Annotated in this window: 16 protein-coding genes and 1 tRNA gene; 5 read left to right on the top strand and 12 right to left on the bottom strand. The window is 34.0% G+C overall.

Translation table 11 applies throughout. The features are described 5' to 3' along the window. Positions 1 to 25: 25 nt before the first annotated feature. Together HWQ39_RS26845 and HWQ39_RS26840 are read right to left on the bottom strand one after the other, a co-directional pair. A complete protein-coding gene (locus tag HWQ39_RS26845) occupies positions 26 to 460 on the bottom strand; it encodes a hypothetical protein (RefSeq protein WP_292852034.1) in 435 nt (144 codons plus the stop codon). A 259-nt stretch (positions 461 to 719) separates the two neighbouring features. After that, positions 720 to 1,466 carry a GDSL-type esterase/lipase family protein gene (locus HWQ39_RS26840; RefSeq protein ID WP_292852031.1) on the bottom strand — a complete coding sequence of 249 codons (747 nt, stop codon included), beginning with the start codon at positions 1,464 to 1,466 and terminating at the stop codon, positions 720 to 722. A gap of 396 nt (positions 1,467 to 1,862) precedes the next feature. Here HWQ39_RS26840 and HWQ39_RS26835 point away from each other — a divergent pair, with 396 nt between their 5' ends. After that, positions 1,863 to 2,174, top strand: a complete 312-nt coding sequence (locus tag HWQ39_RS26835) for a hypothetical protein (RefSeq protein ID WP_292852028.1) — start codon at positions 1,863 to 1,865, stop codon at positions 2,172 to 2,174. Positions 2,175 to 2,245: 71 nt separating this feature from the next. On the opposite strand, the gene HWQ39_RS26830 is transcribed toward HWQ39_RS26835, so the two are convergent. The 10 genes from HWQ39_RS26830 to HWQ39_RS26785 form a co-directional block, all read right to left on the bottom strand. Beyond that, positions 2,246 to 2,318 (bottom strand) — tRNA-Ala (locus HWQ39_RS26830). A 365-nt stretch (positions 2,319 to 2,683) separates the two neighbouring features. Beyond that, entirely contained in the window at positions 2,684 to 4,459 is a 1,776-nt protein-coding gene (locus tag HWQ39_RS26825) for an SGNH/GDSL hydrolase family protein (protein ID WP_292852025.1), read from the bottom strand. A 36-nt stretch (positions 4,460 to 4,495) separates the two neighbouring features. Next, the gene (locus HWQ39_RS26820) at positions 4,496 to 5,869 is read right to left on the bottom strand and encodes a hypothetical protein (protein WP_292852022.1); all 1,374 of its coding nucleotides are present in this window, start codon (positions 5,867 to 5,869) and stop codon (positions 4,496 to 4,498) included. Between the two features lie 22 nt (positions 5,870 to 5,891). Next, on the bottom strand, positions 5,892 to 6,713 hold the full coding sequence (locus tag HWQ39_RS26815) for a hypothetical protein (protein ID WP_292852019.1): 822 nt from the start codon (positions 6,711 to 6,713) through the stop codon (positions 5,892 to 5,894). A gap of 3 nt (positions 6,714 to 6,716) precedes the next feature. After that, complete coding sequence (locus tag HWQ39_RS26810; RefSeq protein WP_292852016.1) at positions 6,717 to 7,286, bottom strand: hypothetical protein; 570 nt, start codon at positions 7,284 to 7,286, stop codon at positions 6,717 to 6,719. After that, on the bottom strand, positions 7,283 to 9,511 hold the full coding sequence (locus HWQ39_RS26805) for a hypothetical protein (protein ID WP_292852013.1): 2,229 nt from the start codon (positions 9,509 to 9,511) through the stop codon (positions 7,283 to 7,285). The genes HWQ39_RS26810 and HWQ39_RS26805 overlap by 4 nt, the downstream gene beginning before the upstream one ends. A 59-nt stretch (positions 9,512 to 9,570) precedes the next feature. Beyond that, positions 9,571 to 10,641, bottom strand: a complete 1,071-nt coding sequence (locus HWQ39_RS26800) for a hypothetical protein (RefSeq protein ID WP_292852010.1) — start codon at positions 10,639 to 10,641, stop codon at positions 9,571 to 9,573. A 28-nt stretch (positions 10,642 to 10,669) separates the two neighbouring features. Next, positions 10,670 to 11,035, bottom strand: a complete 366-nt coding sequence (locus HWQ39_RS26795) for a hypothetical protein (protein WP_292852007.1) — start codon at positions 11,033 to 11,035, stop codon at positions 10,670 to 10,672. Positions 11,036 to 11,060: 25 nt separating this feature from the next. Beyond that, positions 11,061 to 11,429 (bottom strand): hypothetical protein, encoded by a 369-nt coding sequence (locus HWQ39_RS26790; protein ID WP_292852004.1) that lies wholly within the window; start codon positions 11,427 to 11,429, stop codon positions 11,061 to 11,063. A 27-nt stretch (positions 11,430 to 11,456) separates the two neighbouring features. Next, complete coding sequence (locus tag HWQ39_RS26785; protein WP_292852002.1) at positions 11,457 to 12,902, bottom strand: hypothetical protein; 1,446 nt, start codon at positions 12,900 to 12,902, stop codon at positions 11,457 to 11,459. 1,318 nt (positions 12,903 to 14,220) lie between these two features. Between HWQ39_RS26785 and HWQ39_RS26780 the strand changes: the two genes are divergently transcribed. The 4 genes from HWQ39_RS26780 (at position 14,221) to HWQ39_RS26765 (ending at position 17,676) form a co-directional block, all read left to right on the top strand. After that, a complete protein-coding gene (locus HWQ39_RS26780; protein WP_292851999.1) occupies positions 14,221 to 14,385 on the top strand; it encodes a ribbon-helix-helix domain-containing protein in 165 nt (54 codons plus the stop codon). 85 nt (positions 14,386 to 14,470) lie between these two features. Beyond that, positions 14,471 to 15,262, top strand: coding sequence for a phage antirepressor KilAC domain-containing protein (locus HWQ39_RS26775; RefSeq protein WP_292851996.1), 792 nt, complete (start codon positions 14,471 to 14,473; stop codon positions 15,260 to 15,262). Between the two features lie 89 nt (positions 15,263 to 15,351). Beyond that, complete coding sequence (locus HWQ39_RS26770; RefSeq protein ID WP_292851993.1) at positions 15,352 to 16,854, top strand: hypothetical protein; 1,503 nt, start codon at positions 15,352 to 15,354, stop codon at positions 16,852 to 16,854. A 510-nt stretch (positions 16,855 to 17,364) separates the two neighbouring features. Then, the gene (locus HWQ39_RS26765; protein ID WP_292851990.1) at positions 17,365 to 17,676 is read left to right on the top strand and encodes a hypothetical protein; all 312 of its coding nucleotides are present in this window, start codon (positions 17,365 to 17,367) and stop codon (positions 17,674 to 17,676) included. Positions 17,677 to 17,683: the final 7 nt, after the last annotated feature.

Here is a 17,683-nt window from a genome sequence, read left to right as displayed (position 1 = left end):
AAATTAGTTACGAATATTTAAGATATTACAACCATTCTCCACCTCGAAAACGCCAACGCAGAAAGATAATTCGCATCAGGCTTTGGGAAGTAATAAAAACTGCTAGCCACACGAAGCTATAGTGGAATAGAAAAGCTCCTACCGACAGTTCTTCCTTCGGTAAAGGTATTGGTAAAAAGCCAACTAGTTTGACTCCACAAAACACAAACACTAATTCCCATATACCAGCTAAGAGTTGATAAGCTGCGGGCCAATCTCTATCCCAACGGGATTTTTGCAGATAGTCATAAAGCACATCCCAGCCTAAGCCAAAGATGGCGACATAAGCAAGTATCCAAAAATAAACCGAGTTAGCACCAGGGCCAATCCAACCTATTGCAAAAGGCAAAGATACGAGTACGCCGACAGTTGCAAGTAATAATAATCGAGTTTGCCAGCGACCAAATAAAGTTGGTGTCATAGGAGTGCTGAGTTAGGAGTTATGAATAATATAGATAAATTAGAGTTTTATCAATAGATTTTGACTAGCTTCATTAAAAGTTTAGGAAGATATGGTGCTTTTCGCAAGGATCGCAAATACGACAATATTAACTAGTACAATATGGTAAAAATAAACCACACATTTAAAAAAGCCAGAAAGCTTACAAAATAAGCATTCTCTCTTTTTAGTTTTGCCTTATTGTACTAGCGCCAAAGCACCAACATATCTATATTAATTATTAGGATGGTTTCAGGTGATAATCAAATTTAGAATGGTAAGCTGCATTGGCAAAGTCCATTGAAGGTATTGCTTCCCAATTGATTACATCTTCTAATAAAGCTTGATAACCGAGTGTATTGGGATGAAGACCATCTTCACTCAACCGTTTGAGCCGCCAAGTTTCACTGCGTTCCATCCACTGCTCAAAAATATCTAAATAGGGAATCTGCCGTTTATTGCAAGCAATTCGAGTTGCTTCTTTGTAGCGGTATTGATCGGCATGATTATAATAAAAACAATCTAAAAATGGCATCTTGCTTTCATCCACTGGCACCATACCCACAAATAATACAGGACAGAGTTGCTGTGCCAAATCTAGCAGAGAAGCAATTTCCTTTTCAAATACGGTAAAATCTGTGTAGCTTCGGCCATCAGGGCGCGCCAACCGCGCTGAGTCGTTGACGCCTACTGATAAAATGATTAAATCAGGAACGCGATTTCGCAGTTCACCCCGGTGGCGAAACTCAACTTCTAGCCTTTGTGCGACTTGTTGCGTGCGATCGCCTCTTACCCCTAAATTATAAAGAATATGACCCGCACTATCCGGCAACATCCACCATCGCCGTAGCTGCTCGATCCAGCCTCCTTTTTCCGGGTCGCCGAATCCATAAATTAAGCTGTCCCCCAGTGCGACAATCTTCATAGCCTGAAAATGATTTGGTGGTACAGACAGCTGCATTGAGGAAGAAGCTAAAAATGTGTGCATTTAACAACTATATTTTATATCTTTACAAGATTCTATACATTTCTATACCATAGATGACTATCTTTAGTGTGAAGCTATGGGGTTTCTATGGTTGCAAGGTTAATATTGCCGCAGTTGAGCCTCTAAGATAGAGAAGAGCGCAAAGGAAGAGATTAGAGGGAGCGATCGCCATATAATAGCGATGGATGGGGTAAATTTTGCCATCTGTCTGTCGTTAAGATAAGTTATTGGTGTAAAAATTATCTCTAACATTAGTGAAGATAAGTGACTTAGTCGTTAATGGACTTAAGAGTATTGCTAAACCTGCGACTTCCTTAGTTATCAATCAGGTTCAACGCAATCAAACTGTAGTCATAACCTTAAAGGCTGTTTGAAAAGTGTCAGTTTGAGCCTTAAATGCAACTCAGAGAAGCGATCGCAAGTCCAAAAACCCTCCTTATTTTGTTCAAATTCTCGATAGCTAGAGTAGTCAAATATACGTTGGATGACTTTTCAAACATTTTCTTAATCCAGCAGCAAAAAGCGATATTATCAGTGGAAGCGTTGGCGCAGACCGCCGCAGGCATCGCACAAATCATTGATACTGATGAGTATGAAGTAGAGGAAGTGCTAGAAAATTGGCTAGAGTTCTTACAGAAACAACAAATCAGTCGCTCTAAAAACACATTACAGTCTTTATCATTCCAACTTTCGAGACTGGTTAAGTAGACAGCAATTAAAACCCTCTAAAAAAATTCCCTAACTCTCTCAATTAACTTAGAGGATTAGGGTGTGAAGAATGGAGCTAAGCGGATTCGAACCGCTGACCCCCTCAATGCCATTGAGGTGCGCTACCAACTGCGCTATAACCCCTTAAGCCTTAATAGGCAAGCTGTTTAAGCTTTCTAATTAGTTTTATAAATTGTATTAGCTTAACTATTATGCAAGTTTATGCAAGTTAAGTCAAGACAACTTTATTAAGAAACATAAATATTAAGTAGACTATTGAGTGATTATTGACACTAAGGTTTTCACTGGCTAAGGTTGATACAGTCTGCAAGCAATAAATAACTCTTGGGTTGATTGTGATTAAGTTCACGCCCCTTGCGCTATTGCCAATAGACTTAGTGTGTTGTGGTATCTCAGGAAACTATAGCCACAGAGTTACTTGGGCAGATTACTAAAATTAAGCATTCTCAGGCTCTTATCTCTCTAAGAGTCTTGCTAATTGTCCTGCACTATGGAGTAAAAATTTCTATGGCTAATGTTACCAGAGAGGCTTTTAAAAAATATGAAAATGTGGTTCTTTTGTTACAAGTAGTCCTAGCAGTATTCTGGTCAGAACTATAGTCAGTTCTAGGTAGTATGGTTCCTACAAACACTCTGGTACAACCAGCAGCTTTCCTAGCTAACCAGTAGGCTTTTAAGTTATTGTAAGCTTGCGTCCCAGTAATATTATTTAAATAGATATCATTAGTACCTTCATGTATTATAAGATTAGATACTCCAGTGCATTCACCCCAAAATGGGTCTAAATAAACAGGAGCATCAATACCCATTTGAATAGTACTAATACCCGCTAATGAAATGTTATACCATCTATCTATTACCTTTGAATAGCTTGCTGCTAAAACTTTTACCATTTGAGCAGAAGGTGTATTAGCATTACCATTCTGATATCCTTTTCCAATAGAATTAGAATTGTAAACCCATAAGTTTTTAGACTTCAATGCAGTTGACTTATAATCATTAGGAAATGCAGCATTGTAGTATAAGTCTAATTGAGCTACTTCCTCTGCTGATAATCCTCTAGAGTAGAAGCCTGCGTCTAGTAGTGCCATGTTACCACTTGCGTAGGAGTTACCATTTTGTTGCATCAGGCTATAAGATATACCTTGCCCAGCTAAAGGTAAAACTTCAGTTCCACTTCCAGCGATTACCCCATCAACATAGATACTTAAAGTAGTACCAATTTTTGTAAATACTACTAAGTGGACATTCTTATCTTCCCAACAATGTCTACTACCAATACTTGTAACTCCACTATTTAAATTTAAATAAAGAACACCAGATTCGTTACCCCAACTATTAAGAAAGCAAGAAGTAAAACTACTAGAAGAATCTAAATAATCTCCAAATATATTAGTAGCAAGTAAAGTACCTGAACTATAAGTATGTGTAGCTAAAAAGATTTGGGTAAAATCTCCGTAAGTAGATAAGTTAGGGCCAGATATAGAACTTAACCCTCCACCTTTGCTTTCTTTTATACCACTAGGTCTAGTAATCAAAGTAGATGGATAGTTTTGTCCATTAGCAGCAGTTTTACTAATAGTAAAAGCACTAGACCCTTTACCTGCTACAGAATTTATATCTGTTCCTGAAACAGTCAAGTTATTACTATTAGAAAAATCATGACCGAATACAAGGTTAAAGTTAAGAGGTAATGCAGCAATTGCACCAGCTACAGAATCAGCTTTAATAACCTGCCACTTAGCAGAAGATCCATCTGAATTAGATAGTACTGCTAAATGTAAAACAGAATTAATGCCTGCTAGTTTTTGATGTCCTGTAAAACTTTTTAATGTAGCTCCAGTTCCAGTTGTATACTGAACTGTTCCAGCTCCTCCTTGAATAACAAAACATTGAAATCCTAATGATAAATTGTTAGGTAAAGTAAGAAAAGTTGGTATGCTTGTAGTAATTATAACTACAGAATTATTATCTGTAGATACTAAAGTGTAATCAGAAGAATGATTAGTTACTTTTAAATTAGAAGATTGTTGAGAACCTTCCCCTACCGTAGAACCTAAAGCTAACACATCCCAATCAACACTATCTGAAGAAGGTACTTGTGTTGTAGTTTTATTAGCTCTATAACTAGAGCCTAAATAACTAATAGCTAAATTCTTTCTATAAGTTTTAGTACTTGACCAATATCCCCCCCATATTACTGATAAACCATTTACGTAAATATTATCTTTAGTAACTTTATCAGGAGTAATTTCTATTGCCATTTAAAAGCGATCTCCATATTTATATTATTATTCATATTAATTACTATATAATTGTCCAGATAGTAAAAGCTCAGTATTAGTTACTAACCCAGTGATTACTATTTTTATAACAGAACTATTAATTAAAGAGTAGCTTTTTATAATTGCATTATCTGTTAATTCTGGACTAACATCTTGCCAAGTTAGACCTACAAGTTCTTGTAATTTAAAGGTAACATTAGCTGAAGCTATTATTGAAATATCTAATCTTTTGTAATTAGTAACTGGTATAGAAGTTTGATAGTTACCTATTTGTAATATAGAAGGAATACCATAGTCTGAGTTAATAAATTCTTTTATTACTAAAGGCACGGTATCTTGTAAATCAGTAGCATAGTAATCTAAATAACTTATAGTAAACTGTCCTGCTGAAGTCCAAGCTCCATTACTAGCTGTTATTTCAACAAGAGAAGCTTTGTTTTCTAATTCATAAGCTCTATCAACTTGTTTTAATTCAATAGAAGATAATCTTTTTTGGTCTTCTATAGATAATGCTTTATCTTCTTCTCTACCAATCTCAGCTAATTTAGCATTCTTTTCAGCATCAATAATTGCAAGTCTTTCTGCTAATGTTAGTTGACCAGATACATTACCTACTTGAGTAGAAGATATTTGTAGTTGCTCTTTCCAGAAGGCAGAGGCAGTGATTTCATTAAGAATGTGTATTCTTAAGTAAGCAAGAATTAAAGTGTCGTAGTTGGCTTTACAGGCACTAGTGAGAGCTTCATTCTTTTGAATATCTAAACCAGCAGCAGTTTGTAATTTAACTACAGGGTCAGATACTAAAAAGTATTTAACCCCAGCAGCTAAAGTAGTAAAAGCATCTGCATAATTAGCATTAATACTTGTTAAATCAGTTACTAATAATTGTGAGGTAGAAGGTTTACTATTTACTATTACTTCTAATACTGGATTACCAGTACCTGAATTTCTTTCAGTTACAGTATAAAAATCTTGTGATTCACCAGCAGTAATGCCAACTAAACGGACTCTAGTAGAGTCATTGTAAGCTGTAAATTTAACATTAAAAGTAGAATTAGCATTTATTAAACTTGTTAATCCAGCAGTTACGTTAGCAATAGTATTTGCTGTAGCTGTAAAAGAAACAGATACATTATTATAAGTAAAAGAAAACTTATTCCCTATAATGACTTGACTAGGGTTTAAATAAGTTATTTGGGCGGTAGCAGCTATTGATGTAGTAGTAGGTAATGGGCCTACATCTACTAATCCTTTACTGACTAAATCAACTATGGCGGCAGAGGTTGTTTTCTTTAAAGTCTCTTCATCATATTGAGCACCATATACATCAGATATTTGAGGTCTGAGGTAGGTACTTTCAAATAATTTCCAACTAACTGATGTGGGCATAATTATTAATATTTATATATAACTAAACAGTATCTTGAAAGTTAGCCATCAATTTGTAGCCAACCTTTTCTATATTCATATACAATCCACCTTTAAAAGTTTTAGATACAAAATCAGGTTTAAGCAGTAATTTTAAGTCTACTTTAGAATAGTAACCATTCCTTCTAAGTAATTCTTTATTCTTTTTTCTATTACTAACTAATTTAAAAGTAATTTTATCTTTAGTAATTGTACTATCTCCCTGCTCATTTATTACTATTTCACCATCAGAAGTACCTATAATTCTATTAATCCCTCCAAAAATAGTACTGTCTATATATCCTACTAATGTGGTTTTATAAGCTAAACTTTTTACACTACTTCCTTTTTTAATATCATTAACTTCTTGAGTTGCAAATAAAGTTTTACCTGTTAGAGAATTTTTAGCATTAATATTATAAACTCTATAATCTTTGTTAGGTGCAAATGTACTAGTAGTAGCAGTTATAATACCATTTCCATCTGTTTGATATTTATTAATAATTTTAGGAGTAAATATAGTTTTCTCATTTCTAATCGCTACTGCTAACTTTGACCAAAACTCAGGTTCACTTTTTAATTGGTTGAATAGTTTGTCAATATAATTAATAACCTTTGTTGTTTTTTGAGAAACAGCAGCTACCCCAAATAAACCTATACTATTGTTATATAAAAGATAATTAGCTTTATAGTTTTCCAATAGAGCATAGTTACCATAAGATGTTGCGGCTGGTTCTTCAATATCTCCATAGATAATTGTATAAAGACCATTTATAATCTCTGAACTTAAATTAATTTGTAGTAAGCCTGAGTTTAAGTCATCCATTAGTTATGTAAAATTAAAATCAAATGTTCCATCAGTAGAAGAAATAGTAGTGAGTGAAGCAGGTTGAGCAGATAGCTGTATAACTAGTACTCCTTCTTCTAAAATACTATTTTGTCCTACTTTGAATAGTTGCCTATTATTCTTTAAATCTAAGAAGGGTGTATCAAATCTTAATTCATAAGAGTTAAGTTGATTACCATTAGGAACTTGAGGATACCAGTAATAAGGTATTGTGGTAATTAATAAAACATCAGCAGGTGTAGTAGAAACAGAACCAGTGGGTAGAGTTGGTAATTCTATTCCTGGGTTGATTTGAGGGCGTTTAATACCCTCTAATAAGTAACCAGGTAAAGCCCAAGCTCTTTGAGTTTTTTGAATTACTTTAGGGCCATTAGAAGAATTCTCTACCTGTTTAAATCTAACAGCTCCATCATCAATAAAATAATTTACACCAGAAGTTATATTACCTTTGTAATCAATTGCAAGTATTCCACTAAATTGAGATATTAAATGTGATAGTGAATTTCTTTTAGCTGTTAATTCATAATGCTCAATAGATGTAATTAAACTCATACTGTTATACCTGCTATATCTAAAAGTTTTTGGAGTACTGCAATATCTACATCTATTCTGCTTGAATCTCCACCTGAAAGAAACCAAAGTCTACCAGCAGGAATGTTACTTTCTATATCAAAGTTTCCAGAAGTTATTACTTCATAGGTTTTAATACCCGCAGCTATAACGTTTTCTATAGGTAAAGTAGAGTTATCAAATTGCAAAGCATCAATAGTATATGTTTGAAAGTTACTAACTGATCTGAGATTGCCATAGTATTGCCAAAACTTTAAGCAAGTAGATTTACAGTAATCAATTAACTCCTTAAGGAAAATACTAAATTTAACTCTAAAATAATATATACTTACATCTAATCCTCTAGCATCTGCCTCTATTTGAAATTGTATTAATTCATCAGCAGTAGGTAAAGGAATAATTTTATTATTTATGTAGTCTTCTGTATAATCAAAATCAGTAGGTACTTCTCTAACTGTGGCGGCACTAGATTTAATTTGGCTTTGTAAAAATATACCACTAGAAGGTAATGTATAAGGCATTACTTTCCATTTATCTATATTAGTTCCAGTAAAGTTTAGTAAACCAAAAGCTGAACTAGCTATAGTGTCTGAGAACGTAACATTACCAATATCAAATGCTTCAGGAGAATAAGTAGTCCAGTAGGCATCAGTATAAGTAGGAATATAATTATTATTTACACTTACTCCAGTATTTAATTGGGTAACAATAGATTTAATAGTCCCTTTAACATAAGGAAGGCTTACTATATAAGGTCTTAATGTAGTATTATCTACTATTCCTGAGGTTAATTCTAAAGACCTAACTCCTTTCATTGATATAGGAGATTCACAAGTTCCATAACAAATTATACCACCATCAATATTATTTAAATCTATTACTTGAAAATAACCATAGTTTAAAGGAGCAAGAGCATTTGTTAGATATTGTAAAGGTATTAAATATGTTGCAGAACCATTAACATATCTAGTAACACTATTTTGTAAAAACCAAGTTTTTACAATACAGGTTCTTGGTGTGGAACCTTTGTTAATAATTACTACTTCTACTTCATGACCTCTTAAAGCTTTACTAATTACAAATGAACTTAAATCATAACTACTGGATTTATAGTCAATTGACTTTACTTTTGTAGGAAAATTAGAATCATTAGGAAATCCATAAGTAGTTTGATTAGGTGATGTAGGAGAAGAAGGATTTGTATCTCCAACATACCAGGTTGATAAATTATCTTTAGAATTTACACTGGAAGAGTAGTTTGAAATATTATTTAATGCAGTAATAAAAGAAGTATTACTACTACTTATAGAGGTAGAAATAATTTGTCTCCAATCATAATATTTATTAGGGCTTGTACTAGTTTGAACTAGTTGGTTTAAAGCAGTAATAATTTTATTATATTCAAAGGGTGATGTATAATTAATTCCATCATAAGATGAGCGTATTTTAAAATTACTAGGATAAAACCAATTAAATAAGCCAGCTTCAGGGGTTGTTGTCTCTGCTATAATCGCAGAATGTGGTATTAAAATTGACTCTATATCTACTGCGTTATTAAATAATAATTCACATTTGATAGGCCCACCATAAAGTGCAGCTATTCCACCAACAGGTAAACTTATAAGAGAGTTTGCTGACGTATCTGCTATATCAAATAAAACTGGTGGTATGTAAGCGCCTAAAGTAATATCTGCCGAGTTTGAAGATACAACTCTTTTTAATCCTAAAGAGCTACCATTTATTGTCCCAGCACTACCCTGCTTACCTTGGGTAAAAGCTCCAGTTAAAGTAGTACCATTTATACTTCCAGAGTTTAAGTTAGAAGTAAAATTGACTTTATAATCAGATGTACCTAATAATTTGCTTTGAGTTACAACTGTAGAACTTACTGGATTTGAATAAGGTCTTTTAACCGACTTACACCAGTGATAATAAGTTCTATAAGTAGCAGCCCATAATCTCATTAAACCAAAAGGATTAATATTATTTCTAACTAATCCTCCAGCTACCCACATATCTATTAGATTATTAAAGTTAGCTGGATTACCTGCTTGATTAGACAGACCAACTGAACAACCAGGTGTAAAGCTAGTGGTCGTAGTGCCATTAGATAATGGGGTGTTACCTGTTGTTAATGTAAAGTTATCTGAATTGGGATATCTCTCAATAAATTGAATTACTTTATTTTTATGTAAAGGATTAGCCATTAGTCTCCTTCTATTATTATTTATAAGGGGATTGTAAATATCCCCTTAAGTATTAGTCTTTATACAGTAGGAGCAGTATAGCTAGTGGCATTCAATTGAAGCACAGCAGCAGCACCACGGTGATTAGGAGCATAACCCCAGCCTTCAGACATGATTGTGTTTTCCAAAGCAAATGTGCTTTTCACATCAGTCTGTAATCCAGCCAACGAAGCTACTTGAGGTTGACGGCTTAGTAAAGGTGTGCGATTAGCTCCACCATCTGCACCAATGCAAACAGCATAACCAACTGGGGTTATAGGAGTTTTAATAATAGGTACATTTGAAACAAATCCAACTAAACCTTCAAAAGGAGATAGTGGGCGTTGACGATCACCATTAGCACCAGCAGTATTAATCTCAAGGTTGCGTCCAATTTGATTTTCAGCAGGTACAAACCCAGCTAGATTTTCAAAGCTATAATCATAGTCTGATACCCAAATCTCTAGTTGACGGAAACCATGATGGCGTACTTTATCAATTAACTTACTACGGATTTCAGCAAGGGTAGGATTACCAGCACTAGCAACAGCATTATAATGTTGAAGATCACCAGCTTGGAAGTTATAACCACGCACAGGAGGAGCAGCTACACTTGTGTCTGAGTTGTAAAAAGGTAGTGAAGTTGTTTGATACTTATTAATACTATCAATTACTACACGGTTAGTATTAGTAAATAGAGCTTGACGTAGTGAAGAGAACCTAGACTTTTGGAAACTAGAAAGTTTAGCTTGCACATATCCTGCAACTTCTTCTGAAGTCATTAAACGTACAGCTCTAGAAGTTAGAGTAAGTGCAGTAAAGAATTCTTGAAAAGGAATCTCTTGGGTATAATCCCAAACTGTTTCTCTAGAAGTAGGACGTGCTGCTTCTGTATATGATTCCAAATCCTCGCCATCATAATATTTTACTACTTTTTGAGGAGTAGATACATTCTCTACAAGTGGTGCAAAGAAACGAGTATTCATATCAGTGTAATAAGCCAAGTCCATTTCTAATTCACGTAGAATAGAAACTACACTGATGTTGTCAACCGTGACTAGTTCAGCATCATTTGAATTTAATTCACCAAAGTAGGTAGTGTTATAAGTCATATATTTTTAAATAGTTTAATTAATAATATTAAAGAGAGATTTTAACTTTGTTAGCAGTAAGAGCAACACCAACTTTATTAGTTCCTGTACCAGCTACAATACCTGCTGCACCAGCAAATACATTAGTGCCAGGTGTAAGAGCCAAGGAGGTACTTTTATTTTCAATAATGCAATTACCTTCAACTGCAACAGTTGTACCAGTTTTGCGGGAATGTCTAGCTACTCCAACAGGAATAGTAGAAGTGGTTGCAAGGATAGCTTGACCACTTGAGTTAATAGATACTACTGCACCTTCAGGAATGTCTACTGCTGCAACTAGGTTAACAATGGAACCATCTAAGTTAGCAGAAGAAATGAAACGGTATAGAACTACGTTATAGGATACGTTTTGCATATTTTTATTTATAAGAAATTAGAGATTAATAACCTTTCCAGGCTTTAAGTTTACGTTCTGTTTTATCGGTTTGAGGATTTACTGTAACACCAGGTTTAGTAGAAATATTACTACCTGCTGCCTTACCAGTTAAAGCTTCTAAAGCTGTTCTAATTTTAGGAACTGTATTAGTTTTCAAATCTTCTTCATAAGCTTTCTGCTTACTAAGAATATCTGCATCTACTTCTTCTTGAGAAGAACCAGTTGGCTGAATTCCTAACAATTTTACAATTCTCTGAAAGTCAGGTTTGGTTTTTGCGATCGCAGCGTCATAATCAATAGTGGGTGCAATTGCTTCTAAACCTAAATCTAATTCTTCAGAACTATTATCTTGAATATTTTCAGTATCAGTCATACTCTATACTTAGGAATGTAATAATTATTAGCTATTAGTTATTGTATTATCTGGGTTAATTTGATTTACACTTACTGGAGTTTCTTTACTTATTATATTAGAGGATGTTTCATCATTGTTAATAGCTTTATCAGAGAATAAATTACCCTCATCTGCATTAGGTGCATCTTTTGAATCAACAAGTGCAGCAGAATATTGAATATTTAAACCCTTCTCGTTATCTAATTGTTCTAATTCTTTTAAGGCTTCCTGTTCTGATAGTCCTTCTACTTGAATTAGATATCTCTTTCTACTAATAAGTTTATTCTTTACAGCTTCAACTTGCAACTTCTTATCTTCTACATTCCTTGGCATAACATCAGGTAATTCTACCCTATAGTTAATATCAATTCCTAACTGTTCAAAGATACTAGACATAGCTGCTAGTAAGTAGCTTGCTCTATTTAAAGTAGCTCTTTGTAATGGTTCATAAAGAACGCTGAGAGAGGATGAACTACTAGCTGACCTTGCATTTTGTAATTCAAGTACCATTACACCAGACAGGGAGTAAATATCTTGAAGGATAATTAATCTTTGGCGCTCAAGGTATGTTGAATCAATTGGCTGTAAATAACCGATTTTAGGAGTAATGCCTGACTCAGCAGCAGCAGCACTTATTGGTAGATGTAGAATACTGGCAGCATCATTTATAAAGGCAGTCTGGAACTCAGAGCTACCAGTAGCAGATTCAATTGATTCAGGTCTACTACCATTAGTTCTTCCAATTACTGCTGGGGCACTTGTTCCTATTGTAAATAACTGAGGTTTGTGATGCTTACCATTTAAGTTAATCCGGCTTCTGACTTCGTTATATTCCAATTGTAAGAAAATAAGTCTATCTATTGCTGATACAGCTTCTTTACCATTCAAGCTATCTGCCACTCTTATAATAGGTAAGCGATCGCCCATTTCAATAGGTTCACTTGTACCTAGTTTCATAAAATATTTATAATCAGGAAGGTTAAGTAAATCTAAATCACTCTCATTTTCTACAGCATTCTTAACTCCTAAGTAATGCTCAACATCAATAGTCTTGTATTTGTTTTCGGCAGCAATATAAAATTCTCTCTGCTCTTTTAGATAAACAACTTTAAGAGGGTCTGTTGGGTCAACCTTTAAGTCTTTTACAGCTAATGATTTAATATGCCTTAAAGTCCCATTAGAGACATCAACAAAGCTTTCTCCGTAGAGTGGCACTTCTAAGTACAAATCATTTAGTAAGCTATATAATTTTAATTCAGTTAACTTAGTATCAAGTTCAGCTTGCTCAGCAGAGTTAGTTGCTAAGAACTTAATCTTCTTTTCAAAACCATCTCCTAATAGAAATGATTTAAGCTGCTCTACTACTAACTGAACTAATCTTATAGGCAATTCCTTACTAGTGGCGGGGTTGATACCTTTGTAGGCATCTGATAATTCTTGTTTTGTAGCCATTTAAAATATTATTTATAACTAACTTATAGTACTATGTTAACTGAATTAAAAGTAGGATAAAATCAGTTTGTAAAAATAGATATTAGTAGGGTTAAAAAATATATTGTTTTTTGTTTCCAACGGAGGGGCACCCCTCTCCCGGCGGGTCTTGTAGTTTTTTTATATCTATATACTCTACTATACCTATCTATATAAAGATGTATATGTAGCTGTTAAAAGTTAGTTTATTATACTCCCTAAGTCTACTCTCTATATGTATGTGTATGTATATAGTTAATAAGAGTGGTATACATCAGTAGATAGTAAGGTTGTATGTGTGCTTACCTATGTATGTTGTCCCATCAGATAGTATTCTATATAGTTAAGCTTGCTACTATTATGTCTATGTAGAGATTAGTATTGGTTAGCTTATGTTAGTCTGCTGCTGTTAATAGCTATAGTAACTTATTTGGGTTACTCTAATAGTAAGCTTACTGTTGTTAGTGTTATTGAGTTAGTATCTTTGGTATATAGAAGGAAGCTTATTACTATATATATAGATGTATGTTGTGCATCTGTTAGTCATGAAGGTGTTGTGCTGTGTTAGTGTGTACCTTACTGATACTAAGGCTAAGGATGTGATAGTCTCTGTATGTCAGCTATGGTGTTAGCTTAGTATCAGAGAATGATTACTTCTTTTATATAATTTAAATTAATTTAATTTAGTTAGTATAATAACCATGTTGTCTACTGTGTAAGCAGTATATATGATGTGGGTGGATTGGTGGTATACCCAGTGGTGTAGCTGGTGAGTGGTATGTAGTTAGTGTACTTACTTGCTAACTTAAGACCTTAGTTTGCTTGGCTGCTTAGATTAGAGGTGGCATAACTTTACGCACCTGAAAGATAAGGAAACTTATATGCAGTCTGCTACAACTTTTAGCCAGTAAAGTGAAGTTAACTGAATTAGTAAGCTGACTTAACCATCAAACTAAAATTAGCTGAGTAGAATAAGCTGACTTTAATTGGGTTATTGGATTGAAGTTAGCTGAGTTGATTCAATATAACTACAAAGAAGATTGAGGTAAGAAACCTAAATTGAAATAACTTACTGTGGTTATCTAAATTTACAGTTTCTAAGGGTATATATATTTTACTGAAGTTATCTTTTACTTTTTATTAATGGGTGGATATATATTAGTTATCCATTGTCTTTACTCTATGTATGTTTATAAGTGGCGGCTTGATTAGAGTGCTCAATTAATACAACTTTAGCTATGGTCATTAATAATTTAATAGAATATAATGGAGGTATAAGCGAACACAGAGATTAAAACTTATGAAACTAGATAAAATTACTTCAATCAGATTATTTGCAGGTCAAAATTCCAAACTTGAAAGAGTAGCTGAGTTTGAAGGGCTTGATAAAAGTGACATTATCAGAAAGGCAGTTCAGCTTTATTTAGCTGAGTATGAGAGTCATCCTTTCTCTTCTTTAACTTAATTCCATGAATAAAACCAACTCTTATAAAAGGGCTGGCTAAATAAATTACTCAAATAAACTTTAAAACAATATTTATTACAATTATATGACTAACTTAAATATTTCTATTCAATCTCAGATTAAAGCTACAGTTGAATCTGAAGTAGAGTTTGCTGTTGACTTTAATGATGCTTGGCAGTGGTTGGAGTACTCTAGAAAAGATGCGGCCAAAAGAGTATTAGAGTCTAACTTTGAAAAGGGTGTTGACTATTCCTCATTCCACAGTATTGTGGAGCGAGAAATTGGGGCTGCTAGAGTTGAAGAAATCTACCTAACCAAAGATTGCTTTAAGCAGTTAGCTATGTTGGCTAGCACTGAGAAAGGTAAAGAAATAAGATTATATTTTATTCGGTGTGAGAGGGAAATAAAAGCTATTAAGGCTGCCCAACCTCAATTACCTACTGATTACTTAACTGCATTGAAAGCTTTAGTGGCGGTTGAGGAGGAGAAACAGCAGTTGGCATTGGAGGCTGCTGAACTTAGACCTAAAGCTGAAAGTTGGACTAGACTTTGTGATACTGATGGGACAATGAGTATTGCTGCTGTGGCTAAGAATTTAGCTATCCCAGGTTTGGGGCCTAACAACTTATTTAAATTTCTTAGAAATAAAGGTTTTGTTTTCTATGATAATCAACGTTGCAATATTCCTAAGTCTACTTTGGTAAATGACGGTTACTTTAAAACTGTACAAAAGTATGACTTTAAAAGAGATAAAAACTACTCAGTCTGTGTTTGTACCTTTAAGGGTTATAGCTTTATCATGAAGCAGCTAAAGAAAGCTGGCTATACTATTCCTTCTGATAGTCCTACTACGAATGCAGCAGCTTTGGTAGCCTAATACTAAATGGAGAGAAGTAATTATGATGCTTCTCTCTCTCAAGAATTTACCTGCTCCTTTTCTCACTAAAATTAAATAAACAACTGAATATGGAAGATTTTAATAAAAAGATTGATAAGTACCAGCTTAAGATTACCCAGAAGATGAAGGGTAAATTAGTAGCCAAAGCTTTAGAAAACTTAATAGGTAAACCCCCTACTGTTCAGCAAGTAACTTATGTATATTCTCTACTAAGGGTTAGAAACCAGAAAGCACAAGATAATGAACCTAATGATTACTTACAAATACCAGTTGAATACCTATTTGCTCTAATGACTCCCTTTTCAGCAGACGATTATAATAATAAACTTAAAACTAATTCCCAAAAATATATGGCAACTGTTACTAAAGAATCTATTGAAGCTTTATCTAATTTTATTACCGTAACAGGACATGGGGAAGGCTATTGTCGTAGGTTTATGATTGGGGAAGGGCTAATGGGGGAAATTAAAGAAGAGTTGGTTAATTTGATATACGGGGAAGATGATAAGATAGTATTTGCTAAACCTGACCTTAATGTTGGGTTGAAGCCTGCTGCTTGGGGTGGTAGATGTTTAAGGTCTAATCAACTGCCTGAAGTAACTAAAAAAGCTTGGGAGAAGTTAAGGGATTCTAAATTTGTATTTGACTTGAAGTTATATAAGTCAAGAGAAGGCAGAAAATTTAATAGAAGTCTTGATTTAAGTGACGACCAAGAGACGGCTTTAGTGAGCGCCTTAGATGATATACGGGAAACTAATGAACCTCAGTATCATGGCTCCTTTTATATCCAGGGGCCTGGAAGACTGCATACATCAGGTGGCCCTATGGCTCTGACAAGTAAAATTAGAAAGTACTATATTAAGGCAACTCATAAATCTAACAAGGTTATGGAGATGGATTTAAAGTGTGCTCAGCTAATTATTCTCTGTGACATTCTACAAGCCCAAGAAACTAAAGAACAAATTCTAAGTATTATTAAAACTGATAGTATTTGGAAGCATATAGGCCCAGATACCCTACCTAAAGAAGTTAAAAAAGTAATCATCTATGGTTTCTGTTTTGGAGCCAAAATGAGTGAACTTCCTTTTCTTGCTACACAGAAAGCTGAAAAGAAACTAGGTTATAAATTTACCGTAACCAGGGAAATAGTTAACAGTTGCTTTGAAGGTATTTTAAAGCCCCTTGTAGGACTTAGAGATGAATGGTTAGCTAATTACACTATTGATAAAATTGAAGCTGGTAACGTTGAGAAGGTTATCCATACAAATGCCTTGGGTTTAAAATTCAATCTAAAAAAGGAAACCACTGAGTACAAAAATGAAGTTAAGAAAGGAAAGATTAATAACTCAAAGATAGGTGGTAGACTTCTATCTCACCTGGCTCAGGGTGCTGAACAACTTATTATTCAGAGAATGATTGGTGAACAGATAACTGAAAACATCCTGACCTATTCTTATGATGGGCTTAGCTTAGAAGTAGAACCTTCCAAAGTAGATGAGGTTAAGGAAAGATTAACTAGCTGGTTAGCTCAAGAGTTTCCAGATTCCCTATTAGAATTTGAAGTTTACTAAAACCTCACATTAGTAAAACTTATAAGAGGTAGCATTATTTGCTATCTCTTTTTTTATCTATATACAGTTAAACCAATTTAGACATTAGGAAACTTTGCTATCTAAATGCAGTTAAAACCCTTTAACCTACCAGAGGAGTTGAATATTGGGATTAGTAACTCAGCTTAAGATACCAACCCTCACTACACATCCTTTACCCAAAAGTTCAGTTATCTGAAAGTAAAGTTGACTAATACAAGACTAGAGTTAGTTGACTAATACAAGACTAGAGTTAGTTGACTAATACAAGACTAGAGTCTAGCTAACCATATTAATTAGTGCATTATTACCCTAGAGATATAGCTTACAAGGCTTACCCAGTAAAGATTACAGGCTATAAAAATCCTTACAACTTTTTTCTAAATCCCTAGATTTGACTAAAAGCACAAGTGGAGCATGATATGCCTCCCAGATAATTGGGTAATCTAAGTACAGGTACTCCATTAAATAGATGCAACCAGGTGTGGGGCTATGCAGGAATCTACAATTAATAAATTAAATGAAAGAATGAAGAATTTACTTGAGTTTTATAGCCCGGCCATAGAAGAAAGATGGGAGGCAAGAGGTGGGTATGAAATTATGGGTAGTCTTAGTTGGATTGAAATAGGTAGTAATGTAATTACTCAGATACAAAATGCAGCAGTAGATTTGTGTACTGAGGAAGATATAAGTGTAAATTGGATACCAAAGTGGATTCAGGTAATAAAAGATACAGCATTAAATGGGGGCAATGATGACAACATTAAAACAATCATTAAAAATTGGAAGAATTACTACAGCTAATTAATAC

It is taken from the genome of Nostoc sp. NMS8 (assembly GCF_017115045.1).
Taxonomy (GTDB): domain Bacteria; phylum Cyanobacteriota; class Cyanobacteriia; order Cyanobacteriales; family Nostocaceae; genus Nostoc.
The sequence above is the reverse complement of the archived record's forward strand: the minus strand, read 5'-3'. Positions and strand labels throughout refer to the sequence as shown.

Coding starts and splice junctions, on each gene's coding strand:
- HWQ39_RS26845 (WP_292852034.1), bottom strand. CDS start 460: ATGACACCAACTTTATTTGGTCGCTGGCAAACTCGATTATTATTACTT.
- HWQ39_RS26840 (WP_292852031.1), bottom strand. CDS start 1,466: ATGCACACATTTTTAGCTTCTTCCTCAATGCAGCTGTCTGTACCACCA.
- HWQ39_RS26835 (WP_292852028.1), top strand. CDS start 1,863: ATGCAACTCAGAGAAGCGATCGCAAGTCCAAAAACCCTCCTTATTTTG.
- HWQ39_RS26825 (WP_292852025.1), bottom strand. CDS start 4,459: ATGGCAATAGAAATTACTCCTGATAAAGTTACTAAAGATAATATTTAC.
- HWQ39_RS26820 (WP_292852022.1), bottom strand. CDS start 5,869: ATGCCCACATCAGTTAGTTGGAAATTATTTGAAAGTACCTACCTCAGA.
- HWQ39_RS26815 (WP_292852019.1), bottom strand. CDS start 6,713: ATGGATGACTTAAACTCAGGCTTACTACAAATTAATTTAAGTTCAGAG.
- HWQ39_RS26810 (WP_292852016.1), bottom strand. CDS start 7,286: ATGAGTTTAATTACATCTATTGAGCATTATGAATTAACAGCTAAAAGA.
- HWQ39_RS26805 (WP_292852013.1), bottom strand. CDS start 9,511: ATGGCTAATCCTTTACATAAAAATAAAGTAATTCAATTTATTGAGAGA.
- HWQ39_RS26800 (WP_292852010.1), bottom strand. CDS start 10,641: ATGACTTATAACACTACCTACTTTGGTGAATTAAATTCAAATGATGCT.
- HWQ39_RS26795 (WP_292852007.1), bottom strand. CDS start 11,035: ATGCAAAACGTATCCTATAACGTAGTTCTATACCGTTTCATTTCTTCT.
- HWQ39_RS26790 (WP_292852004.1), bottom strand. CDS start 11,429: ATGACTGATACTGAAAATATTCAAGATAATAGTTCTGAAGAATTAGAT.
- HWQ39_RS26785 (WP_292852002.1), bottom strand. CDS start 12,902: ATGGCTACAAAACAAGAATTATCAGATGCCTACAAAGGTATCAACCCC.
- HWQ39_RS26780 (WP_292851999.1), top strand. CDS start 14,221: ATGAAACTAGATAAAATTACTTCAATCAGATTATTTGCAGGTCAAAAT.
- HWQ39_RS26775 (WP_292851996.1), top strand. CDS start 14,471: ATGACTAACTTAAATATTTCTATTCAATCTCAGATTAAAGCTACAGTT.
- HWQ39_RS26770 (WP_292851993.1), top strand. CDS start 15,352: ATGGAAGATTTTAATAAAAAGATTGATAAGTACCAGCTTAAGATTACC.
- HWQ39_RS26765 (WP_292851990.1), top strand. CDS start 17,365: ATGCAGGAATCTACAATTAATAAATTAAATGAAAGAATGAAGAATTTA.